Raw genomic sequence first — 25,980 nt, forward strand, 5'->3', positions numbered from 1 at the left:
GTTTATTGCCCCCAGCTGTGGTAAAGCGACATACGCTTATGGTCGTCGCTGATGAGGATGTAGCCATAAGCTATCTTATCCTTACCATCCACCTCGGTTGTCCATTCCGAATTAAAAATGTACAGCTTGCCGGGATACTTTATCCATTTGTCCATCTCAACGGCCGGGTCTATCACGTTGCGGGTGTTCAGTAATATCCACTCATTCTCATGGGCAAACTTCAGCATATCGGTATCTTTTATACCGGCTTTGTTTTCCCAATAAATTGTGCGGTTACCGCCCCATGGGCCCTGGTCGCTATTTTTATCTGTAATGTGGGGGCTGTCAAAATCTGTCCAAAAACCTGCAGGCGGCAACTTCTTGCATCCCGTCAGGCAAACCATTAACAATATAAACAGGTGTTTATGTTTCAATTTTGGTAAATATTATTTCCAGGCGTTTCGCAAAAAACGGAGCCAGTTGCCGTGCATCATGTTGGTGATATCTTCGTCGGTATAACCGCGTTTCATCAATAATTCGGGCACTTTCTGCAGATCGGCAATGGTTTCCAAATCGTAAGGGCATTGCTCTTTACCAAAAGCGCCATCTAAATCGGTACCCATACCTACATGTAAGGCATTGCCGGCAATCTGGCATATATGGTCAATATGGTCAACCATTACCTCCATATTGCAATTGGTTCCTTTCGGGGTCGATTGGCCTCTCACCCATCCGGGCACCATCATCCAGGCATCAAGCGCAACGCCAATAACGGCTCCGCGTTCTACAAGGGCCTTTATCATTTCATCGCTATACTGGCGGTTATGATCTACCAGAACGCGGCAATTGTTGTGGCTTGCCCAAATGTGGCCATTAAAATTATCCAACGCCTGCCAAAATGCATCGTCGCACAGGTGGGTGGCATCCAGTATTATGTTCAGGCGCTCCATTTCTTTCAGCAACGCAATACCGTTCGGCCCCATTTGGCCGGTGGCATCGGTGCCATTGGCATAACGGCCGGGACCGTAGTGCGCTGGACCCAAAGCACGCAAACCGTAATTATAAGCGCGTTGCAGGTAGCTTACATCAACAATAGAATCAGCCCCCTCTAAACTTAAAATATAACCAACGGGATTTTTGCTGCTATCTGCACCGTCATTCCAAAGGGCCAGGTGTTGCTCTAACGAGGCAAGATCATTTACCTGCACCATCTCCCCGGCATCTTCCATGGCTTTGTACCAGGCCAGTTGCCCCTGTGTTTGTGCCCATGCCTGTTGCGGCGAATGCCAACCCGGCAAATTGTTATCGGGCGCTACGTAGCGGCCAATTTGCGTAGCTACTACCAGGCCGATGTTGCCTTTACGCAGCTCGGGCAAGGCTACTACGCCAAGGCCACGGTCGGGTTTATCTGTTAGGCCGGCCTCGCGTGCATTAATTGCTGCAATGGGCTGCGTAAGGTCGCGGTTCCATTCCAGGGCGTTCATACTAAGGTCGAGATGGGCATCTACTATAAACATATTTATCTTGGATTACACCGATGGGGTGTGATTCCACCGATTTTATTAACACAGATTACATCGATTGAAAATGATTTAATCGATGAAATACAGGTTTTATATAGTTATTTTTCTGTCTCTCGCCGTGTTTAGCCATTCGCCGTTAACTTCATGGTTATCAATAACTATTGCTCGTTCATATAAAGCTATGGTTGGGCAAATATGGTATGGCAGGCCGTATAAAATATCGCCCACCTGGTACTGATGGCCCGCCCCTGCATCAGCAACTAAATGTTCTTCGCTGTGGCCTTTAAACACCAGTTCGGGGGCGTTTAAAAAGTAAATGCGTTTACTCAATTCGTTCTCGGCCGACACCGATTTATGGCCAACATCAATACATAGTTTGGTTTCATCGGGCAGCGATATTACCCTTGCCATAATCAAAGCCGCTGTTTGGAAGGGCTGCTCTTCATAGGCCAACTCGTAGCCCCTATCCCAATAAGCAAACGTACCGGGGCTGCATTCTAAATTTTCGCGTGCCGCGATGATAGGGAACGTTGGTGAGCCGCCCGCAATAATTATTGGTGCAGGATAGCCTTCGTCGTAAATGGCTTCGGCAAGTTCCAGCACAGGCTCTATCGACTCGTCCGACCGCATTTGCCTCACGGCGTAGTCGGCATCATGAATATGCCCATCATAGGCATGCAGGCCTTTTATGGTAATGCCTGTTTTCTCGGCGCAGGCCAGGTAAAGCTCCAGTGCATCCGAGGGCGCAATGCCGGTACGGTTCATGCCGATGTTCAGGTCGATATAAACCGGGATGATGATACCCTTTTCCGAAGCCGCTTCGGCTATAGCATCGGCCGTTGCTTGGTTATCGATCAAACACGAAAATTCGGTATCAGGATAAACCCCGATAAGCTTTATAAACCGGTTAAGCTTCGGCGCATTTGGCTGGTAGGCCAGCAACACATCAGGTGCTTTGGCCATACCCAGCATTTCTGCCTCGGCAATGGTGGCACACTTATATTTACTTATACCCGCCCCCAACATCAGTTTGCTAACCTCGGGGCTTTTATGCGTTTTTACATGCGGGCGCAGGCGGCTAACATCATCAACCATGGTTTTAACCAAAGCGATGTTATATTTTACCCTATCGGGATAAACTACTAAAGCCGGTGTATCCAGCTTGTCGACATCTTTGATGATATACCAGTCTTGCAGCATGCTAATAGTTATTCGTCTTCTAATTCAAATAAGGCCTCTATCTCAACAGGGATATTGTCCGGTAACGATCCCATGCCTACCGCACTGCGTACGCCAATGCCATTCTCTTCGCCCCAAACGGCAGCGAACAACTCGCTTGCACCATTAATGATGAAAGGGTGTTTCTCAAAATCGGGTGTGCAGTTCACCATACCCAATACTTTTATTACGCGCTTAATTTTATTTAAGCTGCCAATATTAGCTTTAATAGTGGCCAACATTGCTAAACCTACCTGGCGGGCAGCAAGCTTGCCTTCTTCGGGTGTCATATCGGCACCAATACGGCCAATAATAAGGCTTCCATCGCTTTTAACGGTACCGTGGCCAGATAGGTAAAGGTACTTTCCGTCAACCAAACAAGGCTTGTACACGCCCAGCGGTTTTGGTGCCGGCGGTAATATTAAGCGTAATGCTGTGAAGTTTTGTTCTGCGTTATTCATGCTGTAAAACTATTAAAGAGTTGGCAATAATTTTATGAATACTGCAAATAAAGACATTGCCGGGACATGAAATTTTTAAAGTTTAACACTGAGCATATTTTTAATTAATAAAGGCCGGGGTCACTACGCCCGGCCTTAACCAATTAATTAAACACGTATAGAAAATTATAATTTGAATGATACGCCAAGGTTTACCGAGTAATCTGCAAAGGCAGCATCGCCATGTGCATTTACGCCGGTTAATTGGGTAGTAATTTTATCAGAAATGCTTTGGGTACGGTTACGCGCAATAGCTACCGGTACAAATGTGTAAATGCTGAACTTGTGCACGCGGTAAGAAACTCCCGGCTCGATAGAGCTGATATAACCCGGCCTGCGGAAACCGTTGCTACCGCCAACCAAATCTTTTACAGGAAGGCACTCGTAGCGGATACCGGCCGACAGGTCGAATTTACCAACGCCGTAGTTGGCGCCCATACGCACCATCATTTGGTCGGGCACGCTCATAATATCACTGCCATTGGCAACCGCTTTTGCACTTGGGGTGCCGCCACGGGCGCTCGATACACCGTTAAGCTCGCGCGGGCTTATCATGTAGTAAAAGGTACCGTAAAGGCCAAAACGGTGTGAGAAGTTGTAGTAGGTATTGATCTCGGTAATAATGCCTGTACCGCCATCACCCAATTGAATAGATTGGTCTACCGGGCCTAAAGTTTTGGCGCCATTAGCGCCTGTGTTGTAAAAATAATCGGTATAAGTATAACTACCTGTAGGCAATTTAAGGCCTAAACCAGCCTGGATATTACCTTTTTTAGCTTTAGCAGGGTTTAATAACCAGGCATATGCCCTAAGGCTAACATCGCCGAGGCCATTAGAATGTGTTAAACGGCGCTCTTTGCCACCATGTTCGTACAACGATGAACGGCTGTTTACCAAATACGGCACATCGATAGAGAACGACCAGCGGTTATTGAAAATGCGGGTAAGGGTAAGATCCTGCGCGTACGAGTGATTAATTACGTTGGTACCTAATTCGATACGCTCGTGCTGCTCTTGGTTGCCCACAAAGTGTTTGTAAGAGCGGTAGTAACGGCTGTTGCTATTAAATAGCCAGCCACCATCAGAAGTTACGCTATCAGGGTGTTCGGCCATACTGCACAGGCCACCTGTACTGCGGATGGCTACACAACCTTGAGCATTTGCATTAGTTTGTGCCAGAAAAAAGCAAATAGCTGTCCCGGCAAGGAATTTCAGGGTGAATTTCATTGTAATTTGAGGGCTTAAAATGGTAAATGTAAAATACTGCCGGCCAACGCTTTGGCCGGCAATAACCCGCATTTTTTTTGCGGGGTTTATGATTGGTTTAGTTTAGTGCGTTTTTATTTGTTTTAAAGAGAGATGTTATACTAAATGTTGATGGCACCTGTTTAAGTGCCGCCCATAATGCCAATATAGCGCCATAGCTACCGCCGCGCTCTATCCACTCGAATAGCTCCCATTTTGGGTAAAACAGTTCAGTAGCTATTTTCCAGGCGAAGAACACCAGCAGTATGGCGCGAATGGGTTTTATGAGTACTATAAAAGCCGCCGTTATTTCGAAAACGCCCACCATTATCGCGGTTTTGCCCGGCTGCGAAAAGCCAAGCGAAGCGTACTGGTTTAACAAGCCCTTTTTCTCGATAACGTTTAGCCAGCCATGCCCTATCAGCAGTAAAAAAACAACCATTTGCAAACAGTGGCTTACCGTTTCCATCGTTTTTTGGCTCACTTGTACTGAAGGATCTATCGGCACAAAAAATTGTTTCCAGTTTTTCACCTTGCCCGATAGCAGTAACAAAGCCAACGGAGCACCAAAATTGCCGGCACGTTCTATTACCTCCGCAACGGGCTCGCCTGATAAAGGGCGTAACAATGCTGTAAACACGCCCCATACCACCAGCCATAAGGCAATGGCGCGTACCGGTAAAAACAGCATAACAACACCCATCAAAATATCAAAGGCACCAACCCAGGGCATTAATGTGTAAGCCGTTGCTTTGCCAATACCAAATACGGCAAAATAGTTGCACCATACCTCTTTGGTAATAATACCAAAAGCACCATGCCCAATAAAACACATGGCTACGGCTATGCGTAAAATATAGTGCACTGTTTTAGAAGTATTCATTAGTATATCCTCTCTCCTCTTATCCTTTTATAAAATTTATTAGTTAGCGCCGTCGGTTTTGCCGCGGTTTACAGCGTAGGTACCTACCTTAACGCCTGTTGCTAAACCAACAGTACAGTCGTTACGGTAGTGTATACCGCCATACAGCCTTGACATACCCGCCTCATTGGCCATAGCCATAAACTCTGTGGCGCGCTCCGGCACAAGATACCCTAAAACCGTGGCAGCCGCGCCGCTAAATGTAGCATGGCCCGATATGTACGAAGGGAAATTTGGTATACCGGTCAAGGTTTTTATGCCCGCTACCATTTGTGTTGGGCGTGGGTTAAAATAAAAGTACTTGGTATCCCAGCATACAATAGCGGCATCCATTTCGGCCATGTTCAATAGGGCCAAGTTGCGTGCCCAGCGTACTTCGCTCCAATTGTGTTTCACAAACTCTTCGGCAGCTATGCTGTTCCAGTGGCCCGGAGGCGTTACTGTACCCACACCATCGGCCCAAAATGCTACAATGCGCTCGTGCTCGCGGTCGTGGTTATCGCTCATAGCCATTACCTCTGTCATGTCCTTTTCGTACTCAGCGCTACCTTCTTTAAAAGGTGCAGCCGGGCGCACGGCAACCACATCGGCAGCAGGCATTAAAATGGGGTTAACATTGGGGAACAAAGGCAACATTGGCGGGCGGCGTGGCAATTCAAGGCTTATCCATGGTGTTCTGCCTGCTGCTTTTGCATCGGTTTCAAACTTGTCCCAAACATCCTTATTACCTGCTGCTGCACCTGCCCTATCGGCACGGGCACGCGCTAAAAACACGTTAGCAACTTGCTTGCCCAAGCTTTCGCCGGCATCCCAATCGCTACGGGTGTTGGCGCCCGACATTAAACGATACAGTTTTTCTTCGGCAACTTTCTTTTGGATAAAGTCCAGATCGCCGGGGAATAACAATATCATCATTTGCGCGGTAGCGCCTGCAACGGCGGCATTTTCGCTTGGATAAGAAGGCAATGCCGATCTTGGTATCAAAGCCTGCACATTTGCATCATCAACATAAGGCGCTTTCCGTCGGTAGGCCGCGTTATACTTATATTTAAATGTTTGCACTAATGCATCATACTGGGCAGCGCTAACATACGCATAAGCACGGGCAGCATATGGTGGGTTTGAGAACGGAAACAGCGGGTATGCCAAAGGATTAGCCGCGTTCGGGAATGGGTAAGTACCATCATCATTTTGGTACGGTGGCAGGTTATGTTTGGAAACCAATTCGCGTAGTATCTCGTTCCAGCGCAACACCGAGCCTGCGCTCCAATATTTAATAATTTCCTTTTGTTCGCTGGTTAGGTTTTTTTGGTAGCTTTTTATCTCATTAATATCGGCCACATAATTAGGCGAGGTTTTGGCTTCCGGCAAGGCAACAGTAAAAGTTGACGAACCTGTTAATATAGGGGTCCAGCTGCCTGCGGTAGAATCAGGGTTTGCCGGAGTTAAAGCCGGTAACTCCTGGTTACGCTCGGTGATATCTTTTTTACACGATGACGCAAAAAGCGCCACCGCCATTAATGAAGTATATAATATCCTTGTTTTCATGATCTCTCTTCTTGCTTAATTCTTTTCCTTTTTTACCGAAAAAACATAATCGATACCGCCCATGAGCTGGGTGTTTTGGCCAACGTTCCGGCCCGATGTTACATAGCTGCCGCCGATAGTGAACTCGAGGCCTTTTATTTGCTGCGGCATGTATTTTATTAAACCGCCAACAGCTGTAGCATTCATGCGGTTACTTGGGAAAGGCATATTATTGCGGGTGATATCGAAACCGCCCAAAGTAGTGTATTTTGTGGCGATAGCTTCAACATTGAGCAACAAGCTACGGAAACCGGCGCTAACTAAAAAGTTGGTAGCGTTTGGCAAAGCCACCTGGTTGGTGTAATGCATTTCGGTAGTGTAGTACGAATCGCGATCGATAGTAATATTGCTTCTGCGGATATATTGGCCTGCACCGGCAACAAAAAACCTGCCGTACTGGTAGTTAATTAAACCACGCAGGGCAACGCTTTTGCTGCGGCTACCTAAAGCAAACGGCAGGTAATCGCCCTGGTAATTGCCAACCGGGATAGAACCAGTGGCAATTGCATGTACGCTTAATATACCGGTACCTATTTGCTCGCGCACGGCCATCCATTTAAAGGCCAGGTTTACATCCTGAAAACCACGCTGCCCGCGCAGCGTACCTGCACTTGCCTTGGTAGTTATATAAGGCACAAAAGCCGAAACGTTAATGGTATTGCTTAAACCGTATACTACACCGGCGTTGTAAACATTGCTGCTGATGGTACCCAGGTTAAGGTTCTCGCGCTTTAGCGTACCTTCCCAATAGTGGTCCCAGCTGTTATGGGCATACATACCGGCCACGCAGACGAAGTTTTTTGGAATCATGATAGCATCGCTCTCTGTTTGCGCACAAACTGTTTGTGACAAGGCAACAAAAGCAGCAACACCAACACAATACCTGTAGGCATTTTGTAGAAAGTGTTTCATAAAAGAAATTAAAGTGAAGATTTAAATTGGTTAAAACGTTTATAGGTGCTTTTTAGAAACTGCATCAAATATTAGGTACATATAAACTATCCATTAAACCCCAAGCACGAGATCAAAACAGCTTGCAGGAAAAGGTAATAGAATTGTACGCAATAAGTAAGATGAAGTACTTTAATTAAGCGCCGAAATTGGGCGGTTTGCCCGGAGATTCGATATAAGGATGGGTTAACTTTGTAGATATAGGGTTTGAGTATCCTTTTAAAGTTGTAGAAAAAGCAACATAGCTGTAGTTTGATGCGGGCAACTGGTATTCATAGCCGGCTGCGGCTTTTTTAACCTGTGCATCTGCACCCTTTTTGTTCAGCGGCACATCGCTCATGTTTTTGGCAACAATAAGGTTAGCACTCACCAATCGAGCTTTAAGGCTATTGGCCACACACACCAGGTACATGGTGTCCTTAGTCATTTTTACGCCAACGTAATTGTAATAACCGCCCTTAAGCTGTACCTGCCCTTCAAGTTTTTTGTAATCGGCCCAGTTTTGCCCGTTTTTATTTTTTACAGGAACTTTTATTTGTACCAGTTGCGTAGCATCTACCTTGTTTTCGTAGATCTGCTTTACTATTTGGCTTTCGGACTGTTTGATGAAATATTGGAAGAAAAGGCTATACCCCCCTGTGTAAAACAGGTGAACACTTAATAAAAGTATTGCAAACAGCCTCTTCACTAAATTTATTCCAATCAGGGGTATATAATCTCGCTTGTAAAAATATATTAATTAATTGTATTTGCAAACATTTCGTCGCAATTATTGTATTGGCACTAAATTGTTACGGAGAGATCAAATGTGCAGATTTTCTTTCCTGAATCTTGATTCGCTTGATTTTAGGATCCTTGGATTCGCATCTCTTGGATGTTCAAATCCTATATGTGCATCCTTTAGCATCATCTGCACATCTAAAATATGCACATTTGCACATCATCAGGGCTTAAAAATTGCCACCGCTACCTTAGAATCTGCACAGCCGTAGTATAAAAACCATTGGCTTTTAAAATATACCAGGCCTTCCATAAACACCGTACCTGCCGGGTATTGCCCGCTTTTTTCGAAGGGTTCCTTCGGCACAAAAAATGGCTTATCTAAACGACCGATGGCTTTGGTTGGGTCGGTAGTCGAAAACATTACCTGCCCGCCGCAGTACGAATTTGCTGTGTAGTTTTTATCGCCATAGGTTGGGTTATTTTTGCCGTTATATAAAAGCACAATACCATTTTTGGTAATAACCGCCGGCGGGCCGCATTCGGTAAGGTCGCTGTCAAAGAAGTTTTTACGGGGCGATATCAGAGCTCGCAAGGTGCTGTCTTTATTTATTAGCGGCTTCCAGTTCACCAGGTCGGTTGATGTGGCGGCATAAACACCGGTTTCGCCCCAATATATCCAATATTTGCCATTTATTTTGGCTATAACCTGCTTACCGTTTACCAGTTTGGTAATGATGGATGCCGATTTACTGGCTATCTTATGGAATTTGCCATTATAGGCTTTTTGAAATATCGGCCCGTGCTTTACCCATGTTTTCAAATCTTTAGAGGTGGCAACGCCAAGGCGGGGCAGCTCGTGATTCCATTGCGTATAGAAAACTACGTAAGTGCCATTGGCTGTCATGGCTACACGCGGGTCTTCGCAGCCGCCTGTCCATTCAAAGTGCTTTTGGCTGTCGTTAGCCGGGTATAATACCGGCACCGGCGAACGCTTTACCGATAGGCCATCGCTGCTTTCGGCAAGGCCCAAACGCGAGGTGCGCCCCCCTATCCCCACACCCGATTTATCTTCGGCGCGGTAGAGGATATATATTTTGCCGTTTTTTATAGTGGCCCCGGGGTTGAAGGTATCGTTGCTCTCCCAATCAACACTACGTTTATACATAGGGTCGTTAAAACGAGTGGTGGTATCGGGGCTTATCAATGGGTTTACACCGGCGGGGCGCACAAAGGGGCCAAATGCCCAGTTGGGCAATTTGGTTTGTGCTTGTAAAGTGCCCGTGGTAAAAACCAGCAGGCAAAGGGTTTGTAAGGTTTTATAAATGGTGGTTCTCATAATTAATCCATAAAAAGCGAATGCTTGCAAAGCCGGCTAACACACGCCTGCAGCCGCACAGTCCTACCCGCCCCCTCTCAAGATGGGAATTTTTAGCTCCCGCTATCCACTCCTCACTTATTCGGTCACCATAAGCCTGGCCAAATAGCCATCCATTCCATCTTCATCCAATATCTCAATGGCCCAGCCTTCTTCGGCGGCAATTTGCATCAGCGTGTCAGCATCAATGTACAACCATTGGAACCAATCGGTTTTTTGGCCCTTGTAGCCATACTGGTACCATACCTCGCCATAATAATGACCCTGCGGCAGGTTGCCCTGGTACAAATAAGCAATATCAGATGAATCGAATAATAATTGGCCGCCCGGTTTCAGGAGCATTTTGGCATGCTGTAAAAATACGCGTAATTGTTCAATATTCCCACAAAGCCCTATCCCATTCATTAACAATAAAAGGGTATCGTACTTTTCTCCATTGTAGGTAAATATATTATGCACTATTGCCTGCGTTACACCACGCTCGCGCATAACATCTACCGCGCCGGCCGATATATCCATCGCTGTAACATCTAAACCACGCTGTTGCAGTAACAAAGCATGCCCGCCTGCCCCTGCGCCAATATCCAGCACGCGGCCATAGCATCTGCTCAGGGCCAAGAGTTCAGCATCGGGCATAGCATCGCCGCTACGGAAGTAAACCTCAACAGGCATTTCCTCCTTAGGCCCGTATTTATTGTAGATAAAAAGCTTGGCAGGGCGGTTATTTTTATAATGATCCCAAAGGGCGGCACCGAAAACGTCTTTCACAAATAGTTAGAATTTTATCCGCCAAAGAAAGCAATTAAACTAAAGAAAATAAAGCCTTAGGCGCGCGTTAGCTATTTCGGGCATATCAAGAAGCGGCAGCCATCAGTCCTAAGACTACTCTGCGCATAATTCTCGCACACAGAAGCTTTTACATAGTAAATACCCAACTGTTAAACAACCTGAGTCGTCGCATTTTTTTGTAACAATTAAAATACAAATCACAAAAAAAAGTTAATTTTGTGGTGTAACTAATTTAAACTATTGTTAAAACCCCTGTTTCATTCTGCCGGAACGTTCCGTATAGGGTGAAATTGAACAACAGTACACTAATGGCCAACGGGCAGCAAAACGTTTTTTACAAGGTTATTGGCTCCAAATATTTCACCCTATCCGCATGGGTGCTTATCGCCGTCTTTTTTACTTATAAGTTTATTGGCTACCACGCCATCAACAATTACCTCATTTTTAAATACACTTATTTTAATGCCCGCTTGGGGCAAAATTTGTATTTACAATACCCGCAATACTACGGCGACAGCAACCACTACGGCCCCATATTCTCGGTAATAATGGCGCCCTTTGCGCTGCTGGGGACTTTTGGTATTTACCTGTGGCAGGTTTGCAATGTTGTGTTCCTGTTTTTGGCTATCAGGCAGTTGCCATTAACCAGCCTCCAAAAAAATCTCATCTGCATTATTTGTACCGAAGAACTTATTCTCTCGCTCAAAGAGTTTCAAACCAATGGTGCTATTGCCGCCCTACTAATATTTACCTGGGTGCTGGTTGAAAAACGGAAAGATTTTTGGGCCACACTTTTCATCATGCTCGGCCTGTTTATTAAGCTTTACGGCGTTATAGGCGTGGTTTTCTTTTTGCTTTCTAAACAAAAGAAACAATTTATAGCCGGTATGGCGGTTTGGGCCGCGGTGCTGTTTGTGCTGCCCATGCTGTTCTTCGGCCCGCTGTTTGTGGTAAACAGTTATGCCGATTGGTACCACTCGCTGGTGGCTAAAAACGCTGAAAACACCGGCATGGGTGCCCCCAATCAAGATATATCTGTTATGGGGATGATGCGCCGCATTGTTGGGCACCCGATAAATATATTACCGCTGCTGCTTGCCGGGCTGGGGCTGTTCGGCATATCAAACCTTAAAAATTATATGGCTCCCGACGTACGCACGAGGTTGCTGATGCTGGCATCGTGCCTGTTATTTGTGGTGCTTTTCAGCACCGGGTCTGAGCAGTGTACTTATATTATTGCTTTTGCGGGCGTTGCCATATGGTTTATTTCGGCTCCAAGGCCTTATGCCACATGGCAGATCGTACTATTTGTGTTTGCCTTATATTTCGGCAGCTTGTTCCGCACCGATATTTTCCCGGGCTATATTAAAACTAATTTTATGTTGCCCTATGCCCTTAAAGCGCTGCCCTGCCTGCTGGTATGGCTCGCCATTACAGGTCAATTGCTGGTTAAAAAGACCGCCAACCAACTACTATCGCCGCAAAGTGTGGCTGCCCCTAACGTGAATCCTACCCACCAAACTATATGAGATACCCCCACCAACGCAAAACCGCAGCGGCCAACCTTCAAAAAAAGGTTTCGATTGTTGTGCCTGCGTTTAACGAAGAAAAAAACCTGCCCGTTTTAATACAAGGGCTGCGCCGGGTGTTTGATACCCAACCCTACGATTACGAATTTATTTTTGTGGACGATGGTAGTAAAGACGATACCGCCCGTGTACTGAAAACCCTGAACGCACAGGACGGCCGCATCCACTACATAAAACTGAGCCGCAACTTTGGCCACCAAAACGCCTTGAAAGCCGGCTTAGACTTTGCCGACGGCCATTGCGTTATTTGCATGGACGGCGATATGCAACACCCGCCCGAACTGATTCCCGCCTTTTTATCTAAATGGGAAGAAGGATACGATATTGTTTACAGCCGCCGCACTTCTACCGATGACAGCTCGTTTTTTAAACGCACTACCTCTAATATGTTTTACGCGCTGGCCAACCGCCTCAGCGAAATAAATATGGAACCCGGCACCGCCGATTTCCGCCTGATAGACCGTAAAGTTGCCGATGCGCTGCTGCAGTTTAAGGAGATAGATCCTTTTCTACGCGGCATTATCAAATGGCTGGGCTTTTCGCAATACGGCATCAACTACACTGCCGACCCGCGCTTCTCGGGCAAAAGCAAATATTCGTTTGTGAAGATGATCAAGTTTGCTTTTCAGGGTATTACTTCGTTCAGCATACGCCCGCTTTACTTTGCGGTTTATTTGGGCTTTGCTTTCTCTACCCTTACGGGTATATGCCTGCCTTATGTATTGTATAGCTACTACATGGGTAATGCAATTGTGGGGTATGCTTCGGCGGGCTGGGCGTCTATCCTCATGTCGGTATTCTTTTTAGGGGGCTTGCAGCTTATTATTATGGGTATTATTGGTATTTACGTGGGTAAAATATTCCTGCAGACCAAGTTAAGGCCAAATTATGTAGTAGAAAGCAGCAGCATCAACCAGCGCCAGTATGATCTTGTTGAGTTTTGATGTTGAGGAATTTGATATGCCGTTTGAATACGGCAAACAAATTTCATTCGACGACCAGATAAGTATATCCACTACGGGTACGGAGATTATTTTGGATATGCTGCAACGGCACCAGGTAAAGGCTACCTTTTTCTGTACGGCCACCTTTGCTATTGCCCGGCCTGACATCATCAAACGCATGGTAACCGAAGGCCACGAAGTGGCCTCGCACGGCTATTACCATTCGGATTTTCAGCCCGAGCATTTGCTCAGCTCTAAACTGGCACTGGAAGCTATTACCGGCCAACCCGTAACCGGCTACCGCATGGCCCGCATGATGCCCGTTGACGAAAAAGAAATACACAAAGCAGGCTATTACTACAACAGCTCGATAAACCCCACCTACCTGCCCGGCCGCTACAACAACCTGAAGGTATCGCGCACCACATTTTGGAAAGATGGCGTACTGCAAATTCCCGCATCGGTAAGCCCCATGCTGCGCCTGCCCCTGTTTTGGCTGGCCCTGCACAACTTCCCCATGTGGCTGTACAAACACCTATGCCACCGCACTTACAAAACCGACGGCTACCTGAACCTATACTACCACCCCTGGGAATTCACCGACTTGCACGATAAGGAGCGCTTTGGCTTTCCGGGATATGTGAGTAAGAATAGTGGTAAAGCGATGTTGGAAAGGATGGAGAGTTTGATTGTTGGGTTTAAGCGGAAAGGATTGGTGTTTGGGGGGATTGGAGAATGGGTGGAGCAGGGTGCCAAAACACTGCATCAATAGCGCCCGTTAATAGTATATAAGCGCCCAACTTATGCCAACTCTTCACAACTCTTTTCACGCGAAATAACTATTTTGCATTAATGAAGCGCATTATAATCCTTCTTATATCACTTGCATTCGGCGAAATAAGTCTACACGCCCAAACATACACCGACCACCACATCCACCTCCAGGATTCCGAAACTGTACAATTAGGTTTCCGGATGTTGAAGGCTTTTAAGGAAACGCCTAAGCATATCGATTCGCTGGTTTTGAATGCGGATACCGTTATTAAGCGGTTGGATGGGGCAAAGTTTCAGTCGGCCTGGATATTGTCTAATGCTTATTGGTTTGGTTCGCCGATGACGCCGGTGGAGGATGAATACACCGTGGTAAAACGGCAGAACGACTGGATAGCTGCCGAGGCGAAGCGCTACCCTACCCGGTTGAAGGCTTTTATGAGCATTAACCCGCTGAAGCCTTACGCGCTGGAGGAGATAAAACGCTGCGGGGAAAGCAAACGCTTTGCGGGACTAAAAATGCACTTTGCCAATAGCAAGGTAAACCTGCAGAATAAGGCAGATGTAGCGAAACTAAAACAGGTTTTCGCGGCTGCAAGCCAATACCATTTGATGCTGTTGGTGCACTTCCGCAGTGCGAAAAAATGGAGCGGTACTACTAATACCACGGTGCTGCTGAACGATTTGATGCCCTACGCAAAAAACACCAAAGTAATTATAGCGCACATGGCAGGCTGGGGCGGGTACGATAGGCCAACCAACGCCGCCCTAAAACTCATTGCCCAATGGCTAAAGCAAAGCCCGACCCATCGCAAAAACCTGTACTTGGAACTAAGTGCAGTTTTGGAAGCAAAAGCAAGTAAGGATGATTTGCCTATTGCCGTGCTAAAAAAACGTATAAGTGAAATTGGCACCGGCAATATCCTCTTCGGTACCGATTACCCGCTGATAGATATAAAGCCTTATGTGAGTTTATTAGAGCAGAAATTGGGGAAACCTCTCGTGCAGCAAGTATTAAATAACCCTTCACCCGAGTAGCAGAACGTATTCGACAACTTACACCAGACGTTCCTATGGAACGTAAAAAACGATGTGTTCATTTTTCCTACCAACCAATCGTTCCTATGGAACGAAGCATTTTTCATCCCTTCGGGACGCATGAAAAATTTAACGTCCAGGCGGCGTTCCATAGGAACGCATGGTGATGGAGAGTTATACGGCACTACTATTACCCTGACCCGTGCTTTTTTTTTTACAGAGTTACTATTTTTCAAAGCAATTAACTTTCTCTATCTTAATCGCTTAAATGAAAAACCGTATCCACTCCATTGATATTGTTCGCGGGCTCATCATGATCATCATGACGCTGGACCATGTGCGCGATTTTTTGCATACGCCATCGCAGCCAACCAATATGCAAACCACCACGGTGGTGCTGTTTTTCACGCGGTGGATCACCCACTTTTGCGCGCCTACCTTTGTGTTTCTCAGTGGCGTTTCGGCATATTTAGCCGGGCAAAGGCGCAGTAAGGGCGAGCTAAGTGCTTTCCTGCTCAAACGGGGGCTGTGGCTGGTAGTGTCGGACCTCGTTTTTATTACGTTGTTGTTCAGTTTCAACCCCAAATTTCAGTTCATTACACTGGAAGTATTGGCGGCTATTGGCGTGGGGATGATATTGCTGGCGGCATTAATACGCTTACCTGTATGGCTCATTGGCACTATTGGGTTCGTTATCATCTTCGGACACAACCTTGCAGAAACCCTTTTACCCGATAACCCCGTTACGGGCATTTTGTTAAAGGCACGCCCGGCGGTTATACCGCTAAGCAGTACACATACCATATTCGAGCTTTATGCCTTTATCCCCTGGGCGGGCCCGTTATTGCTTGGCTATGCATTCGGGCAGTTATATGCTAATGGCTTCAATGGCATCAAACGCCGAAAGATATTGTTACTAAGCGGACTTGCCGCAACCTTGCTGTTCATCGCCTTACGCTATATTAACCAATACGGCGACCCTGCACCATGGGCCGTTCAGCGCAATGCCGCCCATACCCTACTTTCTTTTTTAAACACCACCAAACAAACACCATCGCTGTTATACCTGCTCATGACATTAGGCCCGGTAATGGTTTTGCTATCGCTTACCGAGAATATCAGCAACCGCTTTTCGGCCATTTGCGAGGTGTTTGGCAATGTGCCATACGCCTATTTCATAGGGCATATGGCTTTTATCCGCCTCATTAATGTGCTTTTGATCTTCATCGACGATATACCCTTCAAATCAACCGGTTTCCCGCTGGTTTGGCAGGCCGATGGTTTTGGGCACCCGCTGTGGCAGGTTTATTTGCTATGGCTGTTTGTATTAATTGTGTTGTACTTCCCGGCACGATGGTATGGTAATTACAAGCGCGGGCATAAGCAATGGTGGCTGTCGTATTTATAAGATTAGAAACGCGAATCAGGAAACCCGATAGATTTGGTGCGAGAATTTCTGTTGAGCTTCGTTAGGTGAGGCAGCAGCTTATGTAAGCTTGTGGATGTTACTTTTCTTTGGCAGCAAAGAAAAGTAACCAAAAGAAACTGCCGGCTGCGCCCTGTTCTTTGAAAGGTAATGCTTTAGCAAATGTAGTGGCTGCCGAACAGGCCAATGCCGGTTTTTGAGCGCAATATCAGGTTCGGCGCAGTATATGTATTATAAAGTTCTCTTTTAAAAATGCCGGCGAACTTAATCCGGGTAATATTCATAAGGCAATTTGGTAGCTATTTTCTCCCACCAACCCCAAAAACCATGTATATACAGGTTGGTGTTGTTTATGCGTCCGTTCTCTTTTATATCTACCGGGGTACCGTTGGTGAGCCACATTTCGGTAAAGGGGTATAGCTTGGGTGGCAACAAGGCCTGGCTGGTATTCATGCCGTTGCCGCCTACGCTTACTATTTGAATGTTTTTTAAAGATTGGGTACGGTAAGTGTAATACTCCTCAGGCTCACGTATCTTTTTATAAACTACCTGTAGGGCATCTTTAAAATTGAGCGACAAATTACCTTCTGTTTTAGCCGAAATATCGGGCTGTTTAAGAGGAGCGCTCATTTTAATATCTTCTACCTGCTTGGCCAGCATCTTTCTATAATACGCCAACGAATCCGCGCCGTAATGCTTTTCTACCAACATTGTAACTTGTTCTTCGGTATTCTCTTTATCCTTCAAGTAGTCGGCATTTTTTATGCGTTCATCAGCAAATATTTTTGTTACGCGCTCTTTTTCGCGGATGTCTTTCATTGAGAAGCGGCGCACCTCGTAACCTTCTTCTTTCAGCTTATTAGCGTACAGTGCCCGACTAAAATGCATCATAGATAATGCATAGGCCTTGCGCCTGTTTTGCTCCCAAAGCTTTTGTTGGGCAGCATCACCCTTCATTTCCTCAAAGAGATAATAAGCCTGGTAATCAACATCATTATCGGGGGTGTACAAAACAAAATCTACCAGGTTTATGGTAATGAGGTAGCCCAGGCTTTCGTTTTTTATTTTAAGGGGTACCGAGGTGTAGGCGTTTAGTACTTGCTCATCATTATCATACTTAAAGCCTATTTCGCGGTAGTTCTCAATAGTGCAGTTTTTTGCAAAAGCCGAGTTACCAATAAAGGCGGCTAAAAAGGCGGCGCCCCAATGTTTCCAGTCATCATTAGCGCGCGAGCTGACTATCACATCCTTCAACTGCTTACTAACGGGTTTCAGCATAAACAAAAGCGTAGAATCGGCCGCATCTGCTGATATGGCCTTCACCTGCGCTTCGTAGCCTACGTGTGATACAACCAATTTGAGGTTACCGCCGCCGGGAGATGTCAGCACAAAATTCCCCAGCGAATCGGTAGCTGTACCATGTTTAGATTCTGATATAAATACGGATGTACCGGGGAGCGCCATGCCATTCAAGTCGGTTACACGCCCATGCAGGCGATGCTGGCAAAAGGCCCGGCCGCAAACAAAAAGCAATATAAAGGTCAACAGTTTTCTCATACAATTTTCCAATTTGCGTTGGCAATTAGTTTTGATGGCTGTATACGTAGCCGGTTTTACCTTCATCAGAAAGCCCCTCTACAATAATGGCCAGCTTTTTTGTACCGGGAGCCGTCGCAAATTCAAAAGATGCTTTGCCATCATCGTCGGTTTTTACGCGGGCGTTCCAATAAATGGTTTCGCGGGGTTTCACTTTCTGCGGTGGCTGAGCGTTTACCGGCGGGTTATAAAACTCGCGGCTGGTATGGTAACCCGGGTAAGTATATACGGCAAAGTTAGTTACCGTAGGGTCGCGGCGGCGGCCATAACGGTCAACAGCGCCATAATCTATCCCGCCTTGCTTAGTAGTAATTATCAGGGCGCCGCCACTTGCATTCATGCCATACATAACCAATTTGGCGCCTGTGCGCAGCACTTCTATAGTTTGCACATTACTGGCCGGGATATTATTCAACCGCAACTCGTTTGGAGGCACTACGGGTACACCGTCGAGCACTATCAACATACGTTTGCCCATACCGCCTGTTGCGTACGGGATCTTTTTAAACTCGTTACTATTTTTATCTACCTCGGTTTTAAAATAAACGCCCGTAAGTTTACCCTCCAGGCAGGTTTCCAGCAGGTTACAATTCTCCAGATCGTGATAATCCACCACCTGATCGGCGTTACCCGGCCCGTTAAGGTTGCTGGATGCTTCCAGGGCTTTCTCTCTTGGGGTAGGTTGTTTCGCTTTAATTTCCACCACTTTCAGTTGCCTTACGTTTGGCGGCAGGCGCAAACCATCCTTAATGTATTGCTTACTGGTAGTTAGGTAGTTGCTAAGGCGGTTTGCGATACCTACATCGCTAAAGCCGGGAACAACACTTTTTTCGTACTCCGGGTCTTGCGCATCGGGCAAAATCCTCACCAAATTACTTCCAGATGCCGAGTTACCGATGATAGAGAACTTTCTTTCGGCCAGGGTAACAGGCAAATCAAACACAAAGCGGCCCATACTATCGGCAACGGTAGTAATGGTATAAGCAGAATCGCCCTTGGCAACCAGCATTACCTTGCCGTTGGGCAGTGGTTTACCCTTGGTTGATAACAGCACCCCGGATATAACCTGGTTTTTCTCAGCCGAATGCAGGGCCTGCGGATATTTGCGCGACAGCACATCTGCCCATTTAAAACGGCGCCAGCCCTGGGTAAGCATCAGGTTATCAAGCGAGGCTGCCGCATCTGCTGCACCTTCGTTAAAATAATGGTTTGGGTTTTCTATGGTACCTTTAAGGTCGGATGTTAACAGCAGATCGGCCATTATCGATGGCATGCTTAAACTATCGGCATACCGGCTTTGGTCTACTACCGACACCGAAAACTCGCCTTTTACCGGGTTCAACAAGGCATCAGTGGCTTCCAGTGTTACCTTATGGCTGCCGTTTGTTGCTGCGTCGGCTACGTTCAGCTTTAGTTGATCGTTGCGGTTAACAAAAATTAAACGCTCTGCCAATGGCGCACCCGAAGCCGCAAACAATGTTAGCTGCACCACTCCCGTAGGGAAATCGCGGCGTTTTAACGCTACCGAAGCCGAATTACCCGCAAGCGTGGCTGTGGCCGATGTAATGTATTTGTTATTGGCCTGCGCCACCAACAAAACAGGCTGGGTTGCAGCGGGGCCGCTATAGCTAATGCCTACTTTTATTTGCTGTTTATCGGTATTATCAACTGCCAACACATAGCCGGTTGCCAGCGCGGCAGGCAATGGCACCTTGGTTTCGGCACCGCCATTTAGCTTAATAAGTGCAAAATATTTATGTGCACTTTCGGGCTTAAGGTTCAGCCTGCCCATCCCCGCAAAACCGGTTTGGAAAGTGGTGATGCTTTTACCGCTTTCGTCAACTATACTGCCTGATGCAGCTATACCTTTCCCATTGGCATCAATGGCCTTTACCCCAACTACCGAAGTCAATTTTTCTACCAGGCTCCCTCCTTCCGGAAAGAAATAAATATGCGGCGTGCCGGTGGTTTTTTTTTGCGGCGCGGTATTGGTGCCGTTTAGCAGGCCAACACTTATAGTAGCATGATAAAAAAAGCCCTCGCCAAAATTCTTCATCCAACCGGTGTAGGCGGTAAGGTTATAATTGCCCGCCTTCAGGCTATCGGGCAGCTCAAGTGTACCTGCCACGGTGCCCCCTTCCAGGGGGTATTGCAGTGTGGTGCTGTACCCGGCGGTGGTATCGGCAAGCGTTATATAAAGCACACGGCTGGTGTCTGATAAATGGTTATCCGCCGCGGTAACTACATAGGCTTTAAAATTAAGGGTATCGCCGGCGGCAAAATAATTCCTGTCGAGGTGTAAGTGTACCTTTTCCTGCGGGAATTTTGCGGAATAATCGGCCAGCAGCGTAGCTATTTTATCACCAGGATCGACACGCCAAACAAATGCAAAACATAATAAAAGCATAGCAGGAATAATAGCCGCACGGAATTTCCGCAGCCGGCGTAGCACAGCAGGTACAACCTCGTTTTTCATTGGGCAGAACAGGTTAAGGTTAGTAAACAGGCACAGGCGGCAAGGCGGCCGGCGCAATGCTATAAACTAATGTTGGTTATAAACAATTGGTTGCTTATTGAAGCGCCGTAAATATCCGCTTGCTTATTGGTTAATTTATATCATTATTTAGCGCTTTTGTATCAGTTTTATCGTAATACATTAAACGGCTATGGCTTTACTGCTCGCCAGTCGGTCAATTTCTCATCTGCCTGCAACTCAAACAACATGCGCTTAAGGGTATCTGCATATATCCAGCTATCGGTAACAAAACGCCGGCCGTCGGTATCTGCCACATCGTGCCCAACCTGGTACACATAATAGTTGGCAGTATCGGCATGCAATTCCTGGTCGAACAGCCACTCCTCTTTTAGGTTTTTATCGGCAATGGCTGTGCGCACCAAAGGATTATTGGTATTGGCATTATAAACTACCACCATGGAATCGAACCATCGCGACACGGCGGGTGATACACCACTTTGCAGCGTGTCGGAACCGGCCGATTTAACAGCTTGTTTTTTGACAGTTATTGGCGCAGCTTTAACAACACCAGGCTTGTGCGGTTGGCGGCAAGCCAAAATGAATAATGATAAAAGAATTATGTATGACGATGTTTTCATATTTAGGCAGCATAGGTTTGGTGCGCCCAATATAAAAACAAAAACCCGCATCGCAGCCACGATACGGGTTCTCAATATAGATCAGTTAATGTTAATGCTGTTTATGCTGGTGGTCGTTGTTTATCCTGATCCAGTTATCGGCCGAGAACCTGCCCGAACCTACTATCCAAAATAATACCAGTAGTAAAAACACAACTACCGATAGCCATAGCTCGGTATTGAGGAATGTTAGCCCGCGTGTGCTGTTAACAAAAAATATAGCGCCCAATAGTATGGGCATCTGCATTACAGCAACCATGCGGGTAAGCAGGCCGGCAGCTATCATCATGCCACCTATTACATGCACAAAGGCAATAACGTGGATAAGCACAACGGCCAACAACCCAAGCCCGTCGAACGTTCGGTTCTGGAATATCCAATCTTGCTGCACGCTTGTGCTGCTGATGAAGATAAGGCCTTTACTAAAAATGATCAACCCTAATACAATGCGCACCATATCCAGCCACCGCGGGTGATGAAGATCGCCCCAGTGCTCTACTTTTTGCACCATGTTCATATTACCTCCTGTTTTTAATGTTTATAATTGGTACTAATGAAGTTACGCATAAATAAATTGAAAAACGCAAATAAAAACGCTTGATTTTTAACCGTAGAAATACCTGTTTTTGCGTTTGGCTTTTACAATTGTTTTTACGTAGTATTGTGTAACAACCTTAGCCGATACCCTATAAGCCGTGAGTTCAGCAATCAGGATATTGCATATTGTAAAAGCCGATGGCCCTACGCCATCGCCGGGCCGCCTTTTTGAAGATGCCGGGCTTTTTTGCGATATAAAAACGGTTGCTGATAAGCCGGCTTTCCTCACCGCATTGCAAAACTTTTCACCGCAGGTAATACTGGCTTCCGAAGCTGCCGAATTAAGACCTGCCGACGCACTTTTGCTGCTCACCGAAAGCAGTATGCCCCTGCCCTTAATTGTTTTGGGCGATATACCCGCTATAAACCCTGCACCCGCCATTGTTGCGGCAATTAAACAGGGCGCGTACGATTTTATCCCGATGGCTCATATTGCCGAAAGCCTGCCTGCTGCTGTTAGGGCTGCCATTGGGCCACAAAAACAAACCGGCGACAAACACTTCGCGCTATCGGGACAGAACTACAGGCAGATCGTAGAAACCGCGCAGGAAGGCATCTGGATAATTGACGAGAACTTTGTAACCACTTTTGTAAACCGCAAAACCTGTGAGTTACTGGGCTACCCTGCCGAAGAAATAATTGGTAGGCGTAATGTAGATTTCAGAGAGGATAAAAACCCTTTTTACACCATTGCCCGCGCCGAAGAGCGCAAAACCGGCATCACCGAAACGCACGAAAGCACTTTTGTAAAAAAGAACGGCGATCTGATACACCTTATAGTAGCCACTAACGGACTTTTTGATACAGATGGCAAGTATATTGGCACTTTGGCCATGCTTACGGATATTACCGAACGTAAGGCTCACGAAAACGCTTTAAAACACTCGGAAGCTAACCTATCGGCCATTATTGAAAACACTACCGACCTGGTATACTCGCTTGACCGCGACCTGAAGGTGATTACCTACAACCAGCTATTCAAAAACACCATTAAGCATGTTTATGGCTTTGATGTGGAGACAGGTGTGAGTACGCTTGACCTTATCACCGGCTTTGATGCCGAAATGGGTAATAAGTGGAAAAACATTTACCGCCGCGCCCTGGATGGCGAAGCCCAGCAATTTATAAATGAGTACACCTTTGGGCCGGGGCGTGTTTTCCTGAGTTATTCTATTAACCCTATTATTGAGGCGGGTAGGGTGATAGGCCTCTCCTGCTTCTCGCGCGATATCACTAAACAAAAGCTGGACGAACTGGAGCGCGAACGCATCACTGCCGACCTGCTGCAACGTAACAAGGCATTGGAGCAGTTCACCTATATCATATCGCACAACCTACGTGCACCGGTGGCCAATATTATCGGGCTATCGTCGCTGTTATCGGTTATGGGCAGCGAGGATGAAGACACCCTGCAAATAACCAACAGTATCAGCCACTCGGCAGGTAAACTGGATGAGATCATTTCTGATTTGAACCAGGTGCTGCAAATTACCCAAACCGCTAATGAAAACATCGAGGCCATATCGCTATCGCAGATAGTGAAGGATATCACCTTCAGCATAGGGCATTTAATGGAAAAAGAGCAGGTGAATGTTACTACCTTTTTTGAAACAGATGAAATATTCTCCCTGAAGAGTTTTATTCACAGCATTTTATACAACCTTATCGTCAATAGCATAAAGTACCGCAACCCGGGCGCTACACCTGCTGTGATCATTAGTACTGAGATAACGGATGGTAAACTTGCCATCACCTACCGCGATAACGGGCGGGGCATTGATACTTCTAAGTATGGGGAAGAAATATTCGGGCTTTATAAACGCTTTGATACCAGCGTAGAAGGTAAAGGCATGGGCCTGTTTATGATAAAAACCCAGGTGGAAAGCCTTGGCGGAACCATTGCGGTAAACAGCATTTTAGGCGAGGGTACCGAGTTTTTGATACTGTTGCCTCAAATGCTGCTTACCAAACAATAGTTTAAGTTTTATTGATGAATATAGCTATGTAGCTGGTCTATCTGTTCGCGCTGCGAGTGGATGGTTTCGTACACCACATCGTTAATGGATACGATGCCGCAGAGGTGATCGGTATCGTCAAATACGGGCAGGTAGCGGATGTTATTCTCGCTCATTAACAGCATACAATCATCCACAGATGTTTTTGGCGTGATATGGGGCAGATCGTTGCTGATAATGTCGCCGGCAGTGGTATCGTCGGAGTGCCTTCCCATCAGTATTATTTTACGGGCATAATCGCGTTCGGTAACCAGGCCAAGGTAGTTGCCATCTTCGGTAACCACTACCGACCCGATGTTTTTTTCGGCCATTAATTGCAGCACATTAAATACTGTGGTAGTTGCGGGCACGGCAATAACCGCACTCCCCTTACGGGCTAAGATGTGTTTTACGCTCTTCATAAAATATAAAAGGTTTATAATTGGGTTTATGAAGTTACAAATAACTATTTAGAAAACAATAGCTTATACCTCATAAATAAAAATAATATTGGAGGTTACAACACTCAATATCCGAAATTGGGAGAGAACACCTTGCGTTAATTAGTACAGAAGTTTTAACTTGCGCGCCATTAAATCCCTCCCGCGCTCATGACAAAACCCGCCACCTCTATCTATAATGTTCAATTCGGGTTGGTGTGCCTAAGTTCGCTGTTGTTCTCGGCAAGTTATAATATGCTGATACCGGAGTTGCCCGCCTACCTCAGCAGCATGGGCGGCGGCGAATATAAAGGGCTTATTATTGCCTTATTTACGCTTACGGCCGGTATATCGCGCCCATTCAGTGGCAGGCTTACTGATAGATTAGGGCGCGTGCCCGTAATGGCCGTAGGCTCGATAGTTTGTTTCATTTGCGGCTTTTTATACCCTTTGCTCAGTACTGTTGCAGGCTTTTTGTTCCTGCGGTTGATACACGGCTTCTCTACCGGCTTTAAACCTACAGCAACTTCGGCTTACGTAGCCGACCTGGTACCTAAAGAACGCTGGGGCGAGGCATTGGGAATGCACGGTTTATTCTTCAGCACCGGCATGGCGGTTGGGCCCGCAATTGGCAGTGCTATACGAATGTCGCACTCGCTTAATACGTTGTTTTACTCGTCCTCTGTATTCGCATTGCTTTCGATAGTGATACTAATGAATATGCGAGAAACATTGCAAAACCGCGAACGCCTCAATATTGATATGTTTAAAATATCGCGTAAGGATATTATTGCGGTTGAAGTGTTGCCGGCGGCCATTGTTACACTGTTATCTTACCTTTCCTATGGCGCTATGCTCACCTTAATACCCGACTGGAGCCAGCACCTGGGAATTGCCAATAAAGGCTTGTTCTTTATGGTGTTCACCAGTGCTTCGCTCATCATTAGGTTTGTGGCGGGCAAGGTTTCTGATAAATACGGGCGCATACTGGTTATAAAAGTTGGCCTGGGCTTATTGGTTTTGGCATTGCTGGTGGTTGCGTATGCACACTCTGTGCCCGGGCTAATGATTGGTGCGGTATGCTATGGTGTATCGCAGGGTATCCTCTCTCCCGCCCTCAACGCCTGGACGATAGATATGAGCCAGCCAAGCCATCGCGGTAAGGCAGTGGCCACCATGTATATTTCACTGGAAGCGGGTATTGGTTTAGGCGCATTGTTTGCCGGCTGGTATTATAAAGATGTGCTGGTGCACGTGCCCACCATCATCTACGCTACTGCAGCAGTTACCGTAATAGCCATTGCTTACATGTTTATGCGCCGCGAACCTGTGAAGAAGGAAGAAGCTGTGGAGAATGAGGTGTTGGCGTAAGAAGATATTTCCGCTGCCGCACAATTGAACCCACGTCTTGCCGAATTAATTTCGGCACCCCACACGGCAGGTTACTGTAATGCATTGCAGCAATGCTTTGTGGCTCGTATGATGGGTTCCTGAAACAAGTTCAGGATGACGTTTCGGGCAGGACATCAAACAAAAAAAGCCACCCGTAAAAACGGGCGGCTCTCATTCTGAACTATATTCTAAACTTTGGTTTATGCGGCTAAAGGGTTTTCCTGCTCA

Annotated in this window: 23 protein-coding genes; 7 read left to right on the top strand and 16 right to left on the bottom strand. The window is 46.5% G+C overall.

Features of this window, described 5'->3' with window-relative positions; all coding sequences use genetic code 11:
- Positions 1 to 2 precede the first annotated feature (2 nt).
- The 11 genes from BC343_RS04075 to BC343_RS04125 form a co-directional block, all read right to left on the bottom strand.
- Entirely contained in the window at positions 3 to 413 is a 411-nt protein-coding gene (locus BC343_RS04075; protein WP_078346421.1) for a hypothetical protein, read from the bottom strand.
- 12 nt (positions 414 to 425) lie between these two features.
- Complete coding sequence (locus BC343_RS04080) at positions 426 to 1,496, bottom strand: dipeptidase (RefSeq protein ID WP_078346422.1); 1,071 nt, start codon at positions 1,494 to 1,496, stop codon at positions 426 to 428.
- Between the two features lie 96 nt (positions 1,497 to 1,592).
- Positions 1,593 to 2,702 (bottom strand): D-TA family PLP-dependent enzyme, encoded by a 1,110-nt coding sequence (locus tag BC343_RS04085; protein WP_078346423.1) that lies wholly within the window; start codon positions 2,700 to 2,702, stop codon positions 1,593 to 1,595.
- Between the two features lie 8 nt (positions 2,703 to 2,710).
- A complete protein-coding gene (locus BC343_RS04090; RefSeq protein ID WP_078346424.1) occupies positions 2,711 to 3,181 on the bottom strand; it encodes a RidA family protein in 471 nt (156 codons plus the stop codon).
- Positions 3,182 to 3,346: 165 nt separating this feature from the next.
- Positions 3,347 to 4,447, bottom strand: a complete 1,101-nt coding sequence (locus tag BC343_RS04095) for a hypothetical protein (RefSeq protein WP_078346425.1) — start codon at positions 4,445 to 4,447, stop codon at positions 3,347 to 3,349.
- Positions 4,448 to 4,544: 97 nt separating this feature from the next.
- A complete protein-coding gene (locus BC343_RS04100) occupies positions 4,545 to 5,348 on the bottom strand; it encodes a hypothetical protein (protein ID WP_078346426.1) in 804 nt (267 codons plus the stop codon).
- Between the two features lie 39 nt (positions 5,349 to 5,387).
- Positions 5,388 to 6,935, bottom strand: coding sequence for a phosphatase PAP2 family protein (locus tag BC343_RS04105; protein WP_078346427.1), 1,548 nt, complete (start codon positions 6,933 to 6,935; stop codon positions 5,388 to 5,390).
- Between the two features lie 15 nt (positions 6,936 to 6,950).
- Positions 6,951 to 7,886 carry a hypothetical protein gene (locus BC343_RS04110; RefSeq protein WP_078346428.1) on the bottom strand — a complete coding sequence of 312 codons (936 nt, stop codon included), beginning with the start codon at positions 7,884 to 7,886 and terminating at the stop codon, positions 6,951 to 6,953.
- A gap of 175 nt (positions 7,887 to 8,061) precedes the next feature.
- Positions 8,062 to 8,613 carry a hypothetical protein gene (locus BC343_RS04115; RefSeq protein WP_078346429.1) on the bottom strand — a complete coding sequence of 184 codons (552 nt, stop codon included), beginning with the start codon at positions 8,611 to 8,613 and terminating at the stop codon, positions 8,062 to 8,064.
- A gap of 255 nt (positions 8,614 to 8,868) precedes the next feature.
- Positions 8,869 to 9,984, bottom strand: a complete 1,116-nt coding sequence (locus BC343_RS04120) for a glycoside hydrolase family 130 protein (protein ID WP_078346430.1) — start codon at positions 9,982 to 9,984, stop codon at positions 8,869 to 8,871.
- A gap of 117 nt (positions 9,985 to 10,101) precedes the next feature.
- Positions 10,102 to 10,791, bottom strand: a complete 690-nt coding sequence (locus BC343_RS04125; RefSeq protein ID WP_078346431.1) for a class I SAM-dependent methyltransferase — start codon at positions 10,789 to 10,791, stop codon at positions 10,102 to 10,104.
- 311 nt (positions 10,792 to 11,102) lie between these two features.
- Here BC343_RS04125 and BC343_RS04130 point away from each other — a divergent pair, with 311 nt between their 5' ends.
- The 5 genes from BC343_RS04130 to BC343_RS04150 all read left to right on the top strand — a co-directional run bounded on the left by BC343_RS04130 (position 11,103) and on the right by BC343_RS04150 (position 16,562).
- On the top strand, positions 11,103 to 12,341 hold the full coding sequence (locus BC343_RS04130) for a glycosyltransferase family 87 protein (protein ID WP_143822052.1): 1,239 nt from the start codon (positions 11,103 to 11,105) through the stop codon (positions 12,339 to 12,341).
- Positions 12,338 to 13,345: a glycosyltransferase family 2 protein gene (locus BC343_RS04135; RefSeq protein ID WP_078346433.1), complete on the top strand. Its 1,008-nt coding sequence runs from the start codon at positions 12,338 to 12,340 to the stop codon at positions 13,343 to 13,345. The genes BC343_RS04130 and BC343_RS04135 overlap by 4 nt, the downstream gene beginning before the upstream one ends.
- Complete coding sequence (locus BC343_RS04140) at positions 13,326 to 14,117, top strand: polysaccharide deacetylase family protein (RefSeq protein ID WP_078346434.1); 792 nt, start codon at positions 13,326 to 13,328, stop codon at positions 14,115 to 14,117. Before BC343_RS04135 ends, BC343_RS04140 begins: the two co-directional genes overlap by 20 nt.
- A gap of 80 nt (positions 14,118 to 14,197) precedes the next feature.
- On the top strand, positions 14,198 to 15,154 hold the full coding sequence (locus BC343_RS04145) for an amidohydrolase family protein (protein WP_078346435.1): 957 nt from the start codon (positions 14,198 to 14,200) through the stop codon (positions 15,152 to 15,154).
- A 268-nt stretch (positions 15,155 to 15,422) separates the two neighbouring features.
- A complete protein-coding gene (locus BC343_RS04150) occupies positions 15,423 to 16,562 on the top strand; it encodes a DUF1624 domain-containing protein (protein WP_078346436.1) in 1,140 nt (379 codons plus the stop codon).
- A 282-nt stretch (positions 16,563 to 16,844) separates the two neighbouring features.
- Here BC343_RS04150 and BC343_RS04155 read toward each other — a convergent pair whose 3' ends face one another.
- The 4 genes from BC343_RS04155 to BC343_RS04170 all read right to left on the bottom strand — a co-directional run bounded on the left by BC343_RS04155 (position 16,845) and on the right by BC343_RS04170 (position 21,846).
- Positions 16,845 to 18,137 carry a carboxypeptidase-like regulatory domain-containing protein gene (locus BC343_RS04155; protein ID WP_162276813.1) on the bottom strand — a complete coding sequence of 431 codons (1,293 nt, stop codon included), beginning with the start codon at positions 18,135 to 18,137 and terminating at the stop codon, positions 16,845 to 16,847.
- Between the two features lie 25 nt (positions 18,138 to 18,162).
- On the bottom strand, positions 18,163 to 20,652 hold the full coding sequence (locus tag BC343_RS04160; RefSeq protein WP_078346438.1) for a TonB-dependent receptor plug domain-containing protein: 2,490 nt from the start codon (positions 20,650 to 20,652) through the stop codon (positions 18,163 to 18,165).
- A gap of 188 nt (positions 20,653 to 20,840) precedes the next feature.
- Complete coding sequence (locus BC343_RS04165; RefSeq protein ID WP_078346439.1) at positions 20,841 to 21,290, bottom strand: hypothetical protein; 450 nt, start codon at positions 21,288 to 21,290, stop codon at positions 20,841 to 20,843.
- A gap of 91 nt (positions 21,291 to 21,381) precedes the next feature.
- The gene (locus BC343_RS04170) at positions 21,382 to 21,846 is read right to left on the bottom strand and encodes a DoxX family protein (protein WP_078346440.1); all 465 of its coding nucleotides are present in this window, start codon (positions 21,844 to 21,846) and stop codon (positions 21,382 to 21,384) included.
- A 178-nt stretch (positions 21,847 to 22,024) separates the two neighbouring features.
- On the opposite strand from BC343_RS04170, the gene BC343_RS04180 reads away from it, so the two are divergent.
- Entirely contained in the window at positions 22,025 to 23,902 is a 1,878-nt protein-coding gene (locus BC343_RS04180; RefSeq protein WP_143822053.1) for a PAS domain S-box protein, read from the top strand.
- An 8-nt stretch (positions 23,903 to 23,910) separates the two neighbouring features.
- Here BC343_RS04180 and BC343_RS04185 read toward each other — a convergent pair whose 3' ends face one another.
- Positions 23,911 to 24,342: a CBS domain-containing protein gene (locus tag BC343_RS04185; RefSeq protein ID WP_078346443.1), complete on the bottom strand. Its 432-nt coding sequence runs from the start codon at positions 24,340 to 24,342 to the stop codon at positions 23,911 to 23,913.
- A 189-nt stretch (positions 24,343 to 24,531) separates the two neighbouring features.
- On the opposite strand from BC343_RS04185, the gene BC343_RS04190 reads away from it, so the two are divergent.
- Positions 24,532 to 25,731 carry an MFS transporter gene (locus tag BC343_RS04190; protein ID WP_078346444.1) on the top strand — a complete coding sequence of 400 codons (1,200 nt, stop codon included), beginning with the start codon at positions 24,532 to 24,534 and terminating at the stop codon, positions 25,729 to 25,731.
- Positions 25,732 to 25,980 lie beyond the last annotated feature (249 nt).

This window comes from Mucilaginibacter pedocola (assembly GCF_002013915.1).
Lineage (GTDB): Bacteria > Bacteroidota > Bacteroidia > Sphingobacteriales > Sphingobacteriaceae > Mucilaginibacter > Mucilaginibacter pedocola.